This is a genomic window from Desulfuromonas versatilis (assembly GCF_019704135.1).
GTDB classification, from domain to species: Bacteria; Desulfobacterota; Desulfuromonadia; order Desulfuromonadales; family NIT-T3; genus Desulfuromonas_A; species Desulfuromonas_A versatilis.
The window spans coordinates 776,939-794,424 of record NZ_AP024355.1 but is presented as its reverse complement, the minus strand read 5'-3'; the positions used below and the strand labels follow the sequence as shown (position 1 = coordinate 794,424).

General features: G+C 65.1%; 10 protein-coding genes. 8 read left to right on the top strand and 2 right to left on the bottom strand.

Features of this window, described 5'->3' with window-relative positions:
• The first annotated feature begins 21 nt into the window (after nucleotides 1-21).
• From DESUT3_RS03470 to DESUT3_RS03455, 4 genes are all read left to right on the top strand, one after another.
• On the top strand, nucleotides 22-2,082 hold the full coding sequence (locus tag DESUT3_RS03470) for a VIT domain-containing protein (protein ID WP_221251081.1): 2,061 nt from the start codon (nucleotides 22-24) through the stop codon (nucleotides 2,080-2,082).
• A gap of 355 nt (nucleotides 2,083-2,437) precedes the next feature.
• Nucleotides 2,438-3,028, top strand: a complete 591-nt coding sequence (gene rrtA, locus DESUT3_RS03465; RefSeq protein WP_221251080.1) for a rhombosortase — start codon at nucleotides 2,438-2,440, stop codon at nucleotides 3,026-3,028.
• A 179-nt stretch (nucleotides 3,029-3,207) separates the two neighbouring features.
• On the top strand, nucleotides 3,208-4,341 hold the full coding sequence (locus DESUT3_RS03460) for an amidohydrolase family protein (protein ID WP_221251079.1): 1,134 nt from the start codon (nucleotides 3,208-3,210) through the stop codon (nucleotides 4,339-4,341).
• A 277-nt stretch (nucleotides 4,342-4,618) separates the two neighbouring features.
• A complete protein-coding gene (locus DESUT3_RS03455) occupies nucleotides 4,619-7,999 on the top strand; it encodes an acyl-[ACP]--phospholipid O-acyltransferase (RefSeq protein ID WP_221251078.1) in 3,381 nt (1,126 codons plus the stop codon).
• Between the two features lie 150 nt (nucleotides 8,000-8,149).
• Here the strand turns inward: DESUT3_RS03455 and DESUT3_RS03450 are convergent, their stop codons facing one another.
• Nucleotides 8,150-8,773 (bottom strand): carbonic anhydrase, encoded by a 624-nt coding sequence (locus DESUT3_RS03450; RefSeq protein WP_221251077.1) that lies wholly within the window; start codon nucleotides 8,771-8,773, stop codon nucleotides 8,150-8,152.
• Between the two features lie 226 nt (nucleotides 8,774-8,999).
• Nucleotides 9,000-9,722, bottom strand: coding sequence for a PHP domain-containing protein (locus tag DESUT3_RS03445; protein ID WP_221251076.1), 723 nt, complete (start codon nucleotides 9,720-9,722; stop codon nucleotides 9,000-9,002).
• Between the two features lie 220 nt (nucleotides 9,723-9,942).
• Here DESUT3_RS03445 and DESUT3_RS03440 point away from each other — a divergent pair, with 220 nt between their 5' ends.
• The 4 genes from DESUT3_RS03440 to DESUT3_RS03425 all read left to right on the top strand — a co-directional run bounded on the left by DESUT3_RS03440 (nucleotide 9,943) and on the right by DESUT3_RS03425 (nucleotide 17,435).
• Nucleotides 9,943-12,438 carry a TIGR03960 family B12-binding radical SAM protein gene (locus tag DESUT3_RS03440; RefSeq protein WP_221251075.1) on the top strand — a complete coding sequence of 832 codons (2,496 nt, stop codon included), beginning with the start codon at nucleotides 9,943-9,945 and terminating at the stop codon, nucleotides 12,436-12,438.
• 60 nt (nucleotides 12,439-12,498) lie between these two features.
• Complete coding sequence (locus DESUT3_RS03435; protein ID WP_221251074.1) at nucleotides 12,499-14,010, top strand: Rne/Rng family ribonuclease; 1,512 nt, start codon at nucleotides 12,499-12,501, stop codon at nucleotides 14,008-14,010.
• 376 nt (nucleotides 14,011-14,386) lie between these two features.
• A complete protein-coding gene (locus DESUT3_RS03430) occupies nucleotides 14,387-15,970 on the top strand; it encodes a multicopper oxidase domain-containing protein (protein WP_221251073.1) in 1,584 nt (527 codons plus the stop codon).
• A gap of 37 nt (nucleotides 15,971-16,007) precedes the next feature.
• The gene (locus tag DESUT3_RS03425; protein WP_221251072.1) at nucleotides 16,008-17,435 is read left to right on the top strand and encodes a multicopper oxidase domain-containing protein; all 1,428 of its coding nucleotides are present in this window, start codon (nucleotides 16,008-16,010) and stop codon (nucleotides 17,433-17,435) included.
• The last annotated feature ends 51 nt before the right edge of the window (nucleotides 17,436-17,486 follow it).

Below are 17,486 nucleotides of genomic sequence, written 5' to 3'. Positions count from 1 at the left end.
CACAGACAAGGAGGACCAGCCATGACACTCACATCCGCCCAATCCCGAACAACCTGGCACCGGCGATTATGGATTTCCGTCGCCGCCGCTCTCTTCACCATTCTGCTCTGCGTCAGCACCATCCCCGCCCAGGCCGCAGGCTTGCTCAAACCCCTCGGCGGCGGCGATGCCGCCAGCCTGAGCATCAGCAGCCACCGGGTCGACGTGGTCATCAACAACGGCTACGCTCGCACCGAGGTCGACCAGACCTTCGCCAACAGCGCCGACCGCGACCTCGAGGCACTCTACACCTTTCCGCTGCCCAAGCAGGCGAGCCTCTCGGAGCTCTCGCTGTGGGTCAACGGCCAGGAGTGGCTCGGCGAGGTCGTGGAGAAAGAGCGGGCGAAAAAGATCTACCAGGAGCAGCAGGCCCAGGGCAACGACACCGCCCTGGCGGAAAAGGACGATTTCAAGAGCTTCGATGTGCGCATCGGCCGGGTGCCCGCGGGCGGCGAGGCCAGGGTGCGGCTGGTCTATTACCAGCCATTGGAGATCGACCTGAATGTCGGCCGCTATCTCTACCCGCTGGCCGAGGGGAACGTGGACGAGGAGCGCATCGCCTTCTGGTCGGAGGACGATCGGGTTGACGGCCCCTTCTCCTTCCACCTCACCCTCAAATCGGCCTTCCCGGTCAAAGACGTGCGCCTGGCCGGCTATCAGAACGAGGCCTTGATCCAGCAGACCTCGGGGATGGGCGCGGACGGCTCCGCGGGGGACATCTACGAGGTGACCCTGAACAAGGAAGCCGGCGGCGACCTCTCCCGCGACCTAGCCTTCTACTACCGCCTCGACGACAGCGCCCCGGCCCGGGTGGAGCTGATCCCCTACCGTGACGACCCGCAACAGGACGGCACCTTCATGCTGGTGGTCACCCCGGCCGCCGACCTGCAGCGCATCAGCGAGGGGAGCGACTGGATCTTCGTGCTCGACGTCTCGGGGAGCATGGGCGGCCACAAGATCGCCACCCTGGCCGACGGCGTCGCCCGCGTACTCGGCAAGATGAGCCCCAACGACCGCTTCCGCATCGTCACCTTCAACGACCGCGCCCTGGAGCTCACCCCCGGCTATGTCCAGGCCACCCCGGACCAGGTGCAGCAGTGGATCGCCGCGGTCAAGAGCCTGCAGGCGAACGGAGGCACCAACCTGTTCGCCGGCCTGGAACGGGCCTACCACGGCCTCGACGACGACCGCACCTCGGGGGTCATCCTCGTCACCGACGGGGTCGCCAACATCGGTCACACCGAGCACCGCGAATTCCTCAAGCTGCTCAAGACCTACGACCTGCGCCTGTTCACCTTCGTCATCGGCAACGGCGCCAACCAGCCCCTGCTCGACCGGCTGGCCAGGGATTCGGGAGGCTTTGCCATGAACCTCTCGGACAGCGACGACATCACCGGCCGACTGATCCAGGCCAAAGCCAAGGTGCTGCACCAGGCCCTGCACGATGTGGATCTCAAATTCAAGGGCGAAAAGGTCCGCGACCTGACCCAGGCGACCATCGGCAACCTCTACCTGGGCCAGCAGCTGGTCATGTTCGGCCGCTACAGCGGCAGCGGCGAGGTGGGGATCGAACTGCAGGCGAAGATCTCCGGGCAGGAGAGAACCTGGTCCACCACCGCCCTGCTCCCCGAGATCGACCGGGACAACCCCGAGATCGAGCGGCTCTGGGCCCTCTCCAAGATCGAAGGCGCCATGGAGCAGATCCGCGAAACCGGCGAAACCGAACCGCTGCGCAGGCAGATCGTCGAACTGGGCACCGAGTATTCGCTGGTCACCGACTACACCTCGATGCTGGTGGTGCAGGACGTGGTGCTGGAAAACGAAGGGATTGCCAAGCGCAACGCCGACCGCGTGCAGCGCGAGCGGGCCGCCCAGCAGCAACGGGAAAATGCCCCGGTGAAAAATTACCAGGTGGATCGTTCCTCGGGCAGCGGCGGGATGTTCAAGGGTCTGCCCTCCCCCGGGATCGGGTCCGGACCGGTCGGGCCGCTGTTCATCGGCGTACTTGCCTGGTTGAACAGACGAAAGAGAAATTTGAAATAGCCTTTTGTGGGCGAGGCGGAGCGAACCCGCCTCGCCTTCTCCTGAAAGGGATGGCCCCATGGAAGCTCACGGACCGAAAAACCTTAAAACCCCGGGGTTGCGCCCCCGGGCGACGCCTTACTCTCTTTGCTCGCCCAAAGAGAGTAAGCAGAGAAAGGGCTCCCCGTCGTCCCCGCCCGCCTGCGGCGGGTCCCCTCCGCTCCGCAGACATTTTGCGGATGGGCAAAAACTCGCTTCGCTCAGACATTTGCCCGTCTGTTTCGCAAAACGTCCACTGCGCTCCGGCGGGGTCGAAGGGGGTGGGGGCAAGGCAAAAGCAGGGCCAACTGCCATTTCCCGGAGGATGGAAGCCTGGGTGCTCATCTTCATCCTGGCACTATGCAATTTAGGCCTTCTGAAAGGCGCCCCGGCAATCGACCTCATCTTTCTTCCAGAAGCTGTCGCAGACGGCCAGTGGTGGCGGCTGTTCAGCTGGCCCTTGGTCCATGTCAGCCTCTACCACCTGCTTCTCGACGGCAGCGCCTTCCTGCTGCTTTACCGCGGTCTGGATCAGCCCCGCGGCGCCAGGCGCCTGTTCTACCTGGCGGCAACCGGCCTGGGGAGCCTGCTGCTGCCCCTGGCGGTATCAACCGAGATTTACCGCATCGGCCTGTGCGGCCTCAGCGGCATCGCCCATGGCCTGCTGGGCATCACCGCGCTGGAGCTGCTGGCCGGCCAGCCGCGCAGGTCCACGCTGCATCGCGGCGGGGCCCTGCTGCTGGTCGGGCTGACCGCGAAGTGCCTCCTGGAGATGATCACCGGTGAAGTGCTCTTCGCCGGCCTGCACTTCGGGACGGTGGGGACTCCGCTGGTCGCGACCCACGCCGGGGGGCTGCTGGGGGGACTGGTCGGCCATGGCTTGCCGGCGGCCCTGAAGGGCCTCCGATCCGATACAATGAACGCATAACCGGAATTTGCACCGCAGAGGCGCCAAGAACGCAAAGGATATCAACCAGTTGAATATATACTCTGCTCACCCGGCGGGTGAGCACTGAATGGTGGAATGACTCTGTGATCGCTTTGCCAACTTTGCGTCTTTGCGGTAATGAACCGCTTTTTTTAGAATACAATCAGGAGACCCGAACCATGAGCTATCTGCTGTCGCTGTTTCTGCTCTGCCTTCTCACCCTCGGCGCCGCCATCGCCAGGCCGGCGAAAGCGGAGGAGCTCGGCAAGGAGACCCGCCCCCTGCCGGTGATCGACATGCACGCCCACATCGCCGGCATCGGCGCCGGGGGCAGCGGCTGCTACGTTTCTCCCGGCCTGCGCGACAACTGGCGCTACGCCATCTACCTCAAGGCCTTCGGCGTCACCCGGGAGGAACTGGAGCGCGAGGGCGACCGCATCACCTTCGAAAAAGTCTCCGGCGCCCTTGAAGCCTCCCGGGAAGTGGACGGCGCGGTCATCCTCGCTCTGGACGGGGTGGTCAACGAGGCGGGCGAACTCGACCTGGAGCGCACCGAGGTCTACATCCCCAACGAGTTCGTCGCCCGGGAGACGGCCCGCTACGCCAACCTGCACTTCGGCGCCAGCGTCAACCCCTACCGCCGCGACGCCCTGGCGCGGCTCGAGCAGGCCAAGGCCGACGGGGCGGTACTGGTCAAGTGGCTGCCGGCGATCCAGCGCATCGACCCCTCCGACCCCAGGCTCGCCCCCTTTTACCTCAAGCTCAAGGAGTTGGACCTGCCCCTGCTGGTGCACACCGGCGCCGAGCGCTCCTTCTCCCGGGCCGATCACCGCCTCGGCGACCCGCAACTGCTGCGCCAGCCCCTGGAGCTGGGCGTCACGGTGATCGCCGCCCATGTCGCCACCACGGGCAGAACCGACGGCGAGACCGACTTCGACCGGCTGCTGAGGCTGTTTCCCAAGTACCCCAGCCTCTACGCCGACATCTCCAGCCTGACCCAGCTCAACAAGCTCTGGTACCTGCCCAAGGTGCTCGAGCATCCCGAAATCCACGACCGGCTGCTCTACGGCACCGACTTCCCGCTGATCGAAACCGGGCTGCTGGGAGTGAAGCTGGTATCCCCCTGGTATTTCCCGTTTCGGTTGGGATGGGGGCAGATGCGCGGCATCTCCGGCATCGAAAATCCCTGGGACCGGGATGTGGCGCTCAAGCAGGCGCTTGGCTTCGGGCCGGGGATCTTCACCCGGCCTGCCTCGTTGCTGAAAATTCACCGAACTGGGGAACCATGGCACGCAGGCCCCGGCCGCTTCTGATCCGTCGGATCGGGCGGATCGGACTGATCGGTCGAATCCGACGCGGCCGGGGCCTTCCCGCCTGAAGGCGATATTCTCGCCCAAGCCGAACAGGCAAAAAAAGAACAAGCGACAGGCATTCAATGCACACAGAGAACCAACCAGCCCTTTCCATATCGACAACCAGCAGCAAGGAAACAATTACACTTCAAGCACTTACAACCACAATCCACCCCTGGCACGCCCTCTGCTCAAGCAAAAGCCATCGAATCACCACAACCCAACGGAGGGCCGCCCGATGCTTGACCACAAAGAAAAAATCCGTTCCAGCTTTGCCTGGCTCAACGCCACCCAGTTCCTGGGGGTGCTCAACGACAACATCTTCAAACTGTTCATCGTCTTTTTCCTGATCGACCATTTCGGCGCCGAGGCCGCCAGCCGGGTGACCGCCATCGCCGGGGCGGTCTTCGTGGTCCCCTTCCTGGCGCTGTCGCCGCTGGCAGGGCGGCTGGCCGATCGCCTCGGCAAGCGCAGCATCATCGTCGCCGCCAAGGCCGGCGAAGTCGCGGTCATGGCCTGCGGCGCCCTGGCGTTCATCCTGCAATCCCCCCTCGGGCTGTATGCCGCCCTCTTCCTGATGGCGGCCCAGAGCGCCCTGTTCAGCCCGGCCAAGTACGGCATCGTGCCGGAACTGGTCAGCCGCGAGAGCCTGAGCCGGGCCAACGGGCAACTGGAATCGCTGACCTGGCTGGCGGTCATCCTCGGCACCGGCCTGGCCTCGGCGCTGCCGCTGCTGACCGGCGGTAGCTACCCCCTGGCGGCTGCCTCCTGCCTGGCGATTGCGGCCGCCGGCCTGGCCTGCAGCCTGCCGATCCGGCGAACCCGGCCCGCCGGCAGCGCGGAAGGCGGCTCCCTGCGCCCCATCACCGAGTCCCTGGCGGTAATCAAGCGCCTGCGCGGCGACGGCTACCTGCTGCTGGCGGTGGCCGGCAGCGCCTGGTTCATGTTCATCGGCGCCTTTTTCCAGCTCAACCTGATCCCCTTTGGCATCGACACCCTGGGCCTCAGTCAGCAGCAGGGCGGCGCCCTGTTTCTAGCCGCCGCCCTGGGCATCGGCAGCGGGGCCTTTCTGGCCGGGCGCCTCTCGGGCCGCAACATCGAGTTCGGCGTCGTCCCGGTGGGCGCTTTGGGCTTGACCCTGGCCGCCTGGGCGCTCGCCGGCAGCGCCAGCCTGGGTTCCGCGGTCCCGGCGATCCTTCTCGCCGGCCTGGGAGCGGGGCTGTTCATCGTCCCCCTGCACGCCTTCATCCAGTGGCGCAGCCCCCGGGCCGAACTCGGCCGCATCCTGGCGGCAAGCAACGTGCTGGGCTGGTTCGGCGTGCTGGCCGCCTCCGGCGCCGTCTACCTGTTCGCCGAGGTCCTCGGCTGGTCGGCAAGCCGGGGCTTTGCGGCCATCGGCCTGCTGACTGCCGCCCTTACCCTGGCCGCCTTCGCTGCCTTGCCCGACTTCTTCCTGCGCTTCGTCAACCTGCTGATCATGCGCCTGGCCTACCGGGTCAAAAGCCACGGGGCGGAAAACGTTCCCAGCGAAGGGGGCGCCCTGCTGGTCGCCAACCATGTCTCCTGGATCGATGCCCTGCTGCTTTCGGCCACCACCCAGCGCCGCATCCGCTTCATGATGGAGCGGGAAATCTACCACTGGCGTCTGCTGGGACCGTTGTTCCGCCTGATGGGCGTGATCCCCGTCTCCTCCAAGGATGCCCCCCGGCAGATCGCGACTTCCCTGCGCCAGGCCCGCTCCGCCCTCGACGATGGCTACCTGGTCTGCATCTTCGCCGAGGGGGCCCTGACCCGCACCGGCCAGCTCGGCCCCTTCAAGCCGGGCCTGGAGCGCATCGTGCGCGGCAGCGGCCACCCGATCATCCCGATCCACATCGGCGGCCTCTGGGGAAGCCTGTTCAGCTACGCCCGTCACCGCAAATGCTCCCTGCGCCCGGGCCCCGTCGCCATCCATTTCGGTTCGCCCCTCCCCCCGGGCTCCCAGGCTGCGGCAGTGCGCCAGGCGGTGGTGGAACTCTCCTGCGCCTGGCTGGAGCAGCTCCCGAGCGCCCCATCCCTGGGCGCGGCCTTCATCCGCAGCGCCCGACGCCACTGGAGCCGCAAGGCCCTGGCCGACACCAGCGGCAAGCAGCTCAGCTACGGGCGCGCCCTGGCGGGGGCCATCGCCCTGGGACGGGAACTCGAACGTGCCGGCGCCAACCAACCGATGATCGGCATTCTCCTGCCCCCTTCGGCCGGCGGCGCCCTGGCCAACCTGGCGGTTACCCTGCGCGGTCAGGTGCCGGTCAACCTCAATTACACCGCCTCGGTGGAGGCGTTCCGCTCGGCCATGGAGCAGTGCGAGCTACGCACAGTCATCACCTCACGGGCGGTCATGGAGCGCTTTCCCCAACTGCCGGTGGGCGAGCGGGCCCTGTTCATCGAAGACCTGGCGGCGCGGCTCAGCCCCGCCCGGAAATTCCGCGCCCTGCTGGCCGCCCGCTGCGCCCCGCAAAGCCAGATCATCGGCTCGCCCCGCCGGGACGAACTGGCGACGGTCATCTTCTCTTCGGGGAGCACCGGCGACCCCAAGGGGGTGATGCTCAGCCACCGCAACCTCCTCGCCAACATCGAGTCCCTGCGCCTGCTGCTGAGTCCGGAGAGCTCCGACAACATCTGCGCGGCGCTCCCCCTCTTCCACTCTTTCGGCTTCACCGGCACCCTCTGGCTGCCGCTGCTGTGCGGCTTCTCAGCTGTCTACCACAGCAATCCCCTGGAGGGGGCGAGCATCGCCGCGGCGGTACGCGAACACCGCTCCACCCTACTGATGGCCACCCCGACCTTCCTCGGCGCCTACCTGCGCAAGGCTTCCCGGGAGGACTTCGCCTCGCTGCGCCTGGTGATCACCGGCGCGGAAAAGCTCAAGGCCAAGCTCGCCGATTCCTTCGAACGCAAGTTCGGCATTCGCCCCCTCGAAGGCTACGGAGCCACGGAGCTCGCCCCGGTTACCGCGGTCAACCTGCCCGACGTCTGCATCGGCGGAGTCGCCCAGAACGGAGGCAAACCCGGCAGCGTCGGCCGTCCCCTGCCCGGCGTGGCGGTGCGCACCGTCGACCCGGAAACCGGCCGAGCGCTGCCGCCTGGCGAAAACGGCCTGATCCTGGTCCGCGGCGCCAACGTCATGCGCGGCTACCTGGGGCGGCCTGAGAAAACCGCCGAAGCCCTGCGTGAGGGCTGGTACGTCACCGGCGACATCGGCCACCTGGATGCCGAGGGGTTTCTGCACATCACCGACCGCTTGGCACGCTTCAGCAAGATTGGCGGCGAGATGGTGCCTCACCTTGCCGTGGAGGAAGCCCTGCAGGGGGGATTGAACACCGCCGAACCGGCCGTGGCGGTCACCGCGGTTCCCGACAATCAGCGCGGGGAAAAACTGGTTGTGATTCACACCCCTGGGGCAGGCGGGGTCGAGAAGTTGAGGAAAATCATGGAGGGGAGCGCCCTGCCCAATCTCTGGAGGCCGGGACGAGGTGCCTACATCGAAGTTGCCGAGTTGCCCCTTCTGGGCAGCGGCAAGCTCGACCTGGGCCGATTGAAACAGATCGCGATGGAGGGAATGGTGGAAAAGGCAGTGGGCTGAAATCCGTGCAAATCAGCGGGGGAGAAGGCGGATCCACCACGAAGGACACGAAGTTAAAGGCTTTGTATTATTCTGGTTTTTCTTCGTGCCCTTCGTGTCCTTCGTGGTGGAAAAAGATCTTTCAAATCCACGGAAGCCGGGTCCGGCCGGTCAGGCGACCGGCTCGAAAACCCCCTTCTCGTCGTTGAAGTTGAAGATCTCGCCGGTTTCGATCAGGTAATGCCAGCCGTAGATGTTGAGTTTGCCGGCGTCGTATTTTTCACGAATGTAAGGATAGGTAAGGAGGTTTTTCATCTGCACCAGCACATTGATCTGCTCGGTGAGCCATTCACGCTCCTCCGGGCTGTCGCCGGTCATCAGCCGGTCGACCCGGCCCGGCACCTCCTTGGATACTTCCAGCCACTTGCGCACATGGGGCAGGTGGGAGAGCTCCTCCGGCGACTTGTTCAGCGCGGCGCAACCTCCGCAGTTGGAATGGCCGCAGACCACGATGGAATCGACTTCGAGGGCCTGCACGGCATACTCGATGGCCGAGGTGGTGGCCACGTACTCCTCGGTCTTGCGGTAGGGCGGGACGATATTGGCCACGTTGCGGACGATGAACAACTCGCCGGGATGGGTCCGGGTGATCAGGTTGGGCACCACCCGCGAGTCGGAGCAGCCGATGAACAGGGTATGGGGCTTCTGCTGCCGGCCCAACTCCTGGAACAGCTCCCGGTGGCTCTCGAAATCCTCGCGGCGGAACTGCATGATCCCGGTAAACAGCTTTTCCATTTCGATCCGCTCCTCAAATTTTACCCTGAGTAAAAAACGACCCAAGCCAGACTGAAACCAGCCACCCGATCAACGCCTTGGGTTCTCGGCCGAAGGCGACCAAAACCTCTTTTCATTTTCAATAAAAATGGAAAGTAGCCGCAGGATGCCACCCTTGTCAAGCCGAATCGATCCGCCAACCCGCCCCTTGAACGTCGCACCTGGTCGGGCCTGGCGACAAGCAGGCTCACTCCGGCAGCCCGAGGAAGGCCAGAGTGGAGACCAGGGTGCGATTGACCACCTGCTCCCATTTTACCCCGGCGTTGGCAAGCTCCTGCAGCGCATCGGCGAACTCTCCCACCCTCTGGGCGATGTGGGCGTCGCTGGCCAGGGAGATCGGCGTCCCGAGGCGGGCGCAGAGCTCGATGATCCGCCGGCAGTTCTCCATACTTCCCTTGCGGCTGACGGAAAAGGACGAGTTGTTGATCTCCAGGGCGGTGCCGGTTTCCAAGCCGCGACGGGCGACGGCTTCGTAATCGAGAGGAAAATTGGGATTGCCCGGGTGCACGATGACCTTGACCCGCGGCTGCGCCATCAGCGCCAGCACCGCTCGGGTATTGGCCTCGCGCCCCAGGTCGTCGAAGCCGCACCCTTCGTGAAAACCGGCCATGACCAGATCGAGCTTTTCCAGCAGCTCCTCTTCGAGGTCGAGCACCCCCTCGCCGATGATGTTCGCCTCTACGCCCCGGAAAATCCGCACCCCGAAAAGATGCGTCGGCACGAAGCGCAGGGCGGCGAAGTGATAGGGGTGGGGCCCGCCGGGCAGCGCCGGCCCGTGGTCGGTCATGCCGATGCCCTTGAGCCCCTTGCGGGCCGCTTCGGCGGCAATCTCGCCGATGGTGCTGTAGGCGTGGCCCGAGGCCAGGGTATGCACGTGCAGGTCGGCTTCCGGCAGGCCGGGATAGGTCATGGGAATCTTCTCTCCAGGAAAAAGTAAAACCGCCAGCCGAAAATAACACAGCCGACCCGCAAAATACAGCAGACGCCCTCAACAGGGCCCCGGCCTGGGCGGGAGGCAAATTCGGGTTGTGCCGACTTCCAGCCCCGTGTTAGTGTAATTGGTTTGCGGACAAAAGAAAAACATCTCCCTAATGCGGACCGCCCTGGCGGATCCGCGCGAATGACCGAGCATGAATCTTGACGACGTTCTGCCCAGCATAAGCCGCCCTTCCAGGTACCTCGGCGGCGAGCCGGGAAGCATTAAAAAAGACCTCGGCAAAGTCGAAGTGACTTTCGCCCTCGCTTTCCCCGACGTTTACGAAGTGGGGATGAGCCACCTCGGCTTTCCCATCCTCTATCATATCCTCAACGGCCTGGACTGGGCCGCCGCCGAGCGGGCCTACGCCCCCTGGCCCGACCTCGAAGCGCATCTGCGCGACACCTCCACGGCCCTCTGCTCCCTGGAGTCGGAGCGGCCGCTGGGGGCATTCGATATCGTCGGCTTCACCCTGCAGTACGAGCTCTCCTACAGCAACCTGCTCAACATGCTGGATCTGGCCGGCATCCCCCGCCGCCGCGTCCAGCGGGACGACCAGGCGCCGCTGATCGTGGTCGGCGGCCCCTGCGCCTTCAACCCCGAACCGCTTGCCGACTTCATCGACTGCGCGGTGATCGGCGACGGCGAGGAGGCGGTGGTCGATCTCTGCGAGGCGCTGCGCGTCTCCCGCGCCGCCGGGGAGAGCCGCGACCAGCTGCTGCGGCGCCTGGCCGCCATCGAGGGGGTCTACGTCCCCGCCCTGTTCGACGTCGACTACCGCGCGGACGGCGCCCTGGCCGCCATCCGCCCCCTGCAGCAGGGCTATGAGCGGGTGCGCCGGCGCTTTCTGGCGGACCTGGAGACGGCTCCCTACCCGACCTCGCCGATTCTCCCCTTCATGAACACCATCCACAACCGGGTGGCGGTGGAGATCGCCCGCGGCTGCACCCGCGGCTGCCGCTTCTGCCAGGCTGGCTACATCTACCGCCCGGTGCGCGAGCGCAGCCCCGCACGCATCGCCGAAATCATCGAGCAGTCGCTGGCCAACTCGGGCTACGAGGAGGTTTCCCTGCTCTCGCTCTCCACCGGCGACTACAGCTGCATCGAGCCCCTGCTCAAGGGGCTGATGGACCGCTACGCCGAGCAGAAGGTGGCGGTCTCCTTCCCCAGCCTGCGGGTCGGCTCGCTGACCGCCGAACTGATGGAGGAGATCAAGAAGGTGCGCAAAACCGGCTTTACGCTGGCCCCCGAGGCCGGCACCGAACGGATGCGCCAGGTGATCAACAAGGGGATCACCGAGGAGGACCTGCTCGAGACCACCCGCAGCGCCTTCGCCCTGGGCTGGCGGCTGGTCAAGCTCTACTTCATGATGGGCCTGCCCACGGAAACCGACGAAGACCTGCAGGGGATCATCGAACTCGCGGCCAAGGCCAAGCGCAGCGGCAGAGGCACCGAAGGGGGCGCCGACGTCAACGCTTCGGTCTCGACCTTCGTCCCCAAGCCCCACACTCCCTTCCAGTGGGAGCCGCAGATCGGCGTCGAGGAGACCCTGCGCCGCCAGAAGCTGCTGCGCGAGGGACTGCAGAAGAAAAAGGTCCGCCTCAAGTGGCACGAGGCCCAGCTATCCTTCATGGAAGGGGTCTTTGCCCGCGGCGACCGGCGACTGGGCGCCGCCATCGAGCGGGCCGTGGACCTGGGCTGCCGCTTCGACGGCTGGCGCGACCATTTCCGCTTCGACCTCTGGCAGCAGGCCTTCGCCGACTGCGGCATCGATCCGGCCTGGTACCTGCGCGAGCGGGGGCGCGACGAAGTGCTCCCCTGGGACCACATCGACTGCGGGCTGCCGAAAAGCTACCTCGAGAGCGAGCGGCGCAAAGCCCTCGCCTGCGCCCCGACCCCCGACTGCCGGGACGGAGCCTGCAGCGCCTGCGGGGTCTGCGACTTCGAAGAGCTGCGCATGCGCCAGGTGCAGCATGGCGAAGTCCCCCTGCCTGAGCGCCCAGCCGAGGCGCCGCCGGGCGAGGAGGACCGCTACAAGGTCCGTCTGCGCCTGCGCAAGGATGGCAAGGCGCGTTTTGTCGGCCACCTGGAGTTCATGACCGTGTTCCACCGGGCGGCCCGCCGGGCCCAACTGCCGGTGCGCTTTTCCGGCGGCTTCCATCCCCAGCCGCGCATCTCCTTCCCCGACGCGCTGCCCACCGGGGTGGAGAGTGATGCGGAGATCATCGACATCGAGCTGTTCCGCGCGTTAAGCGCCGAGCAGGTGGTGACCGCCCTCAATGCCCAGCTCCCAGAGGGGTTCCGCATCCTTGAGGGAGCCGGCCTCCCCTGGAAAAGCCCCTCCCCCTCTGGTAGCATTAGGGAGGTCATTTACCAGGTAAAGCTGCCTCCCGCCGCGCCCGCCGACCTGGCCGGCCGGCTTGTGGAGTTCCTGAGCGCCGAAGCCGTACCTGCCCTGCGCGACAAGGGCCACCGGCAGGTGAGCGTCGATTTGCGCCCGGGGGTGCTGGATCTGGAGCTGGTCGACGGCGCCCTGCTGCTGAAAATGACCAAGGGGAGCCCGACCCTGCTCGCCGCGCACCTGTTGGGATGCACCCAGGAAGAGGCGCGCCACCTGCGCATCCGCAAGGTCGCGACGGTCCTCGAATAGACTATTTACGCTTTTACATATTTAACGCTTTAAACCTTTTAGAATCGAACTGGAGGCGACATGGCCAAGGAACTGGTCATCAACAAGACCTCCCACGAAACCCGGGTGGCGCTGCTGGAAAACGGGCACATCGCCGAACTCTACATCGAGCGCAACCGGGAACGCGGCATCGTGGGAAACATCTACCTGGGCAAGGTGATCCGCGTCCTGCCCGGCATGCAGGCGGCGTTCGTCGATATCGGCCTGGAGAAGGCCGCCTTTCTCTACGTGGCCGACGTGCTTGACGAAATGGAGGCGGTCGAGCAGTTCATCGAGGGCAGCCCCCACCGGCCCGCCCCCAGCGAGGAGGCCGGGGACGAACACCCGCCCATGCCCCCCATCGAGGACCTGCTGCAAGAGGGCCAGGAGATCCTGGTGCAGATCGCCAAGGAACCGATCGGCACCAAGGGGGCACGCATCACCTCGCACGTCTCGCTGCCCGGACGCCACCTGGTGTTCATGCCGACCGTCGACCATGTCGGCATCTCGCGGCGCATCGAGAACGAGGAGGAGAAAAACCGCCTGCGCGAGGCCGTGGAGCAGATGAAGCCCCGCGGCACCGGCTTCATCGTGCGCACCGCCGCCGAGGGAAAGACCGAGGAAGACCTCAAGTCGGACATGGACTTTCTGGTCGGGCTCTGGCAGGACATCACCCGGCGCAAGGAGAACAAGCGCGCCACCTGCCTGATCCATTCGGACCTGGACGTCACCAGCAAGGTGCTGCGCGACATCCTCACCGAAGACGTTGACCGGATCGTCGTCGACAGCCAGGAGGAGCACGACAAGATCGTGCGCTTCATCGGCACCTTCATGCCCAAGCTCAAGTACTCCATCGAGCTCTACCAGGACGACGAGCCGATCTTCGACGCCTTCGGCCTGGAGGTGGAGATCGCCCGGGCCCTGGGGCGCAAGGTCTGGCTCAAGAGTGGCGGCTACATCATCATCGAGCAGACCGAGGCGCTCACCGCCATCGACGTCAATACCGGCCGCTACGTCGGCAAGCACAACCTCGAGGACACCATCCTCAAGACCAACCTCGAGGCGGTCAAGGAGATCGCCTTCCAGCTGCGCCTGCGCAACATCGGCGGGCTGATCATCATCGACTTCATCGACATGGAGAAGGAGGCCCACCGGGACAAGGTCCACTCGGCCCTCGAGGAGACCCTGAAGAACGACAAGGCCAAGACCAACATCCTCAAGATCTCCGAGCTCGGCCTGGTGGAGATGACCCGCAAGCGGGTGCGCGAGAGCATCGGCCGCACCCTCTGCGAGGGGTGCCCCTACTGCGAGGGCAAAGGCTACATCAAGAGCCGCACCACCATGGTCTACGAGATCTTCCGCGAGTTGCGCCGCGAGATCCGCGACATGCCGGGCTACCGGCTGACCCTGCTGGTGCATCCCGATGTCGCCGCGCTGCTCTACGACGAGGAGCGCCACGGCATCGAGGAGATCGAAGCCCGCTACGAGAAGCAGATCACCATCGCCACCCGCCCCAACTTCCACCAGGAGCAGTTCGAGATCGTGGTGGGCTGAAAGCCCCCCCGTATCCGGCCCCTTCACCCGGCCTGCCGCCGCGCCCCGGCGGCAGGCCGGGCTCACTCTCCCCAAACGCATTTTAATGGAATCCCATGCAAAATGGGGGGCATCCCTACCCGAAAAGTAGGGATAACCCCAATATACTTCAAGGGTGAAAACCGGAATACTTAATCTGCGAACGGCAGTCCCGGTCTTCCTGCACCCTGCACCTGCCGCGACCCGACAGCCGGCCAATGTCCCACTCCCGCCGTGACCCTGTCGCATATTCCAGTTGCATTCACACCGCAAACACCCCAGCAGCCACTGACGGCGCAGACTGTACCGGCGTGACCGATATCAGGAAATCCACCTCTCCCGAGGGAAGGAGCGAGGCATGAAAAACATGAGAAGGCGAGATTTCATCCGATTTGCCAGCTATGGCCTGGCCACCATTGTCGTAGGATGCGGCGGTGGGGGCGGCAGCGGCGGCAGCGGAGCAACGGGCACCGGCGGGGGCACTGGCACTGGGGGAGGTGGCGACACTGGCGGCAATGGCACCCCTCCGCCCGGCGAGATCGTGGAGACCCTCAACTTCACCATCACCGACGCCGTCAAGGAGATGGTCACCCACGAACCGAACAGTCCCGGCGCCGGCGCGGCCGAGTGCTATTTCTGGGTCTACAAGGAGGACCGCTTTCCCTCTGACTGCCCGGGACCGCAGATCTTCGCCTTCGAAGGGGACCGGATCGCCATCAACGTGACCAACACTCTGGACGTCGACCACTCCTTCGTCATTCCCGGCCTGCTCGATTCGGGGCCGATTGCGCCGGGCGAGACCTTTTCCGGCGAATTCGAGGCCAAGGACCCCGGCGTCTTTCTCTACCACGACAACCTCAACGCCCCGGTCAACAGGGTCATGGGGCTGCACGGCGCCTTCGTGGTTATGCCCAAGGAGGCCTCGGGCGACAAGTGGACCCCCTACAAGAACCCCACGAACGGCGTGCAGCAGCTGTTCGACGACTTCGGCTCCGCGCCTTGGTGGCCCGGCCTGTCCTGGGAGGAGGGCGACGCCCGGGCAAACTCCTTGGCCGACCCTTACCGCCAGTACGTCTGGCTTTGCCACGAGGTCAGCCCGGTGCTGTTCAACGAGGTCGGCCTGCATCACGAGAACAACCCCGGAGTGCCCTATCCGGCCGAGGATTTTGTGAGGCATTTCCTGACCGATCCGTTCCGCAACACCAGCAACGACCCACGCTCGGACGTCAGTGCGGAGTTCCCCGAGAAGACTTCGGAATTCAATCGCAAGCCCCACTTCTTCACCATCAACGGACAGTCGGGGTTCTTCGCCCACCACAACCCGGCGATCACCCCCTTTCACCGGGTCGGCGAACCCTGCGTGATCCGCATTCTCAATGCCGGCCTGCAGGTCCATTCGCTGCACCTGCACGCCAACCATTTTTACGTGACCGCAGTCAACAATGAACCGTCGGAAAATCCCCTGTGGGTCGATGTCTACAACGTCTACCCGATGGACCAGGTCGACTACACGATCCCCTTCATGCGGCCGCCGGATATTCCCAACCTGCGCGGGATCGGTCGGCAGGATGCCGGACGGACGGTTCCCGGCGGGGCAACCACCTGGCCCCCCACCCAGGAACTGAACCTGTTTTTCCCTCCACAGGGGACAACGGCGCAGAGCTTTGAAAACCCCAACCAGTTGGTCGACCTCGCCGTGCGCCAGTCGCCCCTGTGCTACCCGATGCACGACCACACCGAAATGTCGCAGGTCGCCCAGGGAGGAAACTATAACTCCGGCATGATCGCCGGCATCTATTTCCTCGGCGACCGCAACACTCCGGGGCAGATGAACTTTCCCATGGAGGAAGAATTCGAGATGATGCTGATGCACGGGCGCCAGATCGGTGTGACCGGCAAGCCGAGCGGGGGATGGCCCGACGGCTCCGAATCCGGATCCTGAGTAAAGAGCCCCCCGTCACGCGCAGAGGAGATAGCGTATGTCAAGATCCAATCCGGCTTTCAGAATACCCCGTAAACGTCTCGCCGGGATGCAGGGCGCCTGGACCAAGATGTGGGACCCGCCCGCGGAAAGCAACCCGCCGACCCCGGAGCTCCTGACTCCCAACAACCCGGTGCCGGCCTTCATGCAGGCCCAGCTGCCGGACGATTTTCGGATGAACGTCCCCGGCACGGTCGAGCGCGACCTGATGAACAAGGTGGTTATGCCGACCTGGGACAACCAGAAGGAACTTGTTTTCTTCGCTTTTCGTGACAATGGCCTGCAAAGCCCCCTCAACGACGGAATCTGGCCCGCACCGACCATCCGTGTGCCGCGGGGGGTCATCTTCCACTGCCTTGCCCAGGGGCACGGGCCCAAGCCGCACACCATTCACTGGCATGGCCTGGAGCCGACCCCGATGAACGACGGGGTGGGACATTGCTCGGTGGAGATCGGCCACTATACCTACCAGCTGCAGCCGAATTTCATCGGCACTTACTTCTATCACTGCCATCGCAACACGGTGCAGCACTTCGAGTTCGGCCTCTACGGGATGTTCCTGGTCGAGCCGCCCGACGCCTTCGACCAGCAGGATCCGAACCTGCCCAATTTCGCCGGAGGCTATCCGCGCCGCACCGCGGCCAACCTGGAGGATTTCTCCCAATTCAGCGACAAGTTCGTCGGCGGAGACCCCGTCTGGGGGGTGGCCGGGCCGTTTGACGGCGCCTTGGAAGACCCGGATCCCCATGCCTTCACCGTGGAATACGACGTGGAAGCCCTCTGGGTTCTCGACGACCGCGACTCGGTCTGGAGCGATCTGGCCTCCAACGGCAAGGCATTTTATCCCGGCGGGGCCCTGACCCAGGACGGCCAACTCTCAGGGGAGGCGGTGACGCCGGCCCCGGGGACCGATGTGCAGCGGCCGGGGTTCGACGACCAGTTCCCCCGCGGCTTCTTCCATGACTACAACGCCGACTACTGGTTCGTCACCGGCGTGCCCGTGCCGGCCCACCGAGGCGAAACCGGCACCATCACCTCGGGCAACATCGTCCCCGCCGCCCTGAACAGTGGCGTAGCCGGCATGCAGGTGGATGTCAACGCCGAGGTCGATCAGGTGGTGCTGGTGCGGGTGCTCAACGCCGCCTACAACACCATCGAGGTGACCTTTCCGGTGGACGTGACCATTATCGCCTTCGACGGCCGGGCCCTGGGGGTCCCCCCCTACGGGCGCTACAACCACGCCTTCGAGCTTAAGGCCGGCACTGCCTACCGGATGAGCACCGCCCGGCGCTTCGACGCCCTGATCCGCTCCTCCAACCCGGTCAACGCCTTCGCCGAGGTGAAATTCTTCGACACCAACGGGCAGAAGGTCCTGGATCCCGAACCACTGCTGGTGACGGCACGGATCCCCATCGTTATCAGCTGATATTCCATTTATCTTCGCGGCCCAGGATGGCTGAAACAGCCTCCCTGGGCC

What these genes read in the sequence shown, in the direction of transcription:
- DESUT3_RS03430 (WP_221251073.1), top strand. Translation starts at nt 14,387, where the DNA reads ATGAAAAACATGAGAAGGCGAGATTTCATCCGATTTGCCAGCTATGGC.
- DESUT3_RS03445 (WP_221251076.1), bottom strand. Translation starts at nt 9,722, where the DNA reads ATGACCTATCCCGGCCTGCCGGAAGCCGACCTGCACGTGCATACCCTG.
- DESUT3_RS03440 (WP_221251075.1), top strand. Translation starts at nt 9,943, where the DNA reads ATGAATCTTGACGACGTTCTGCCCAGCATAAGCCGCCCTTCCAGGTAC.
- DESUT3_RS03455 (WP_221251078.1), top strand. Translation starts at nt 4,619, where the DNA reads ATGCTTGACCACAAAGAAAAAATCCGTTCCAGCTTTGCCTGGCTCAAC.
- DESUT3_RS03470 (WP_221251081.1), top strand. Translation starts at nt 22, where the DNA reads ATGACACTCACATCCGCCCAATCCCGAACAACCTGGCACCGGCGATTA.
- DESUT3_RS03450 (WP_221251077.1), bottom strand. Translation starts at nt 8,773, where the DNA reads ATGGAAAAGCTGTTTACCGGGATCATGCAGTTCCGCCGCGAGGATTTC.
- DESUT3_RS03425 (WP_221251072.1), top strand. Translation starts at nt 16,008, where the DNA reads ATGTCAAGATCCAATCCGGCTTTCAGAATACCCCGTAAACGTCTCGCC.
- DESUT3_RS03460 (WP_221251079.1), top strand. Translation starts at nt 3,208, where the DNA reads ATGAGCTATCTGCTGTCGCTGTTTCTGCTCTGCCTTCTCACCCTCGGC.
- DESUT3_RS03435 (WP_221251074.1), top strand. Translation starts at nt 12,499, where the DNA reads ATGGCCAAGGAACTGGTCATCAACAAGACCTCCCACGAAACCCGGGTG.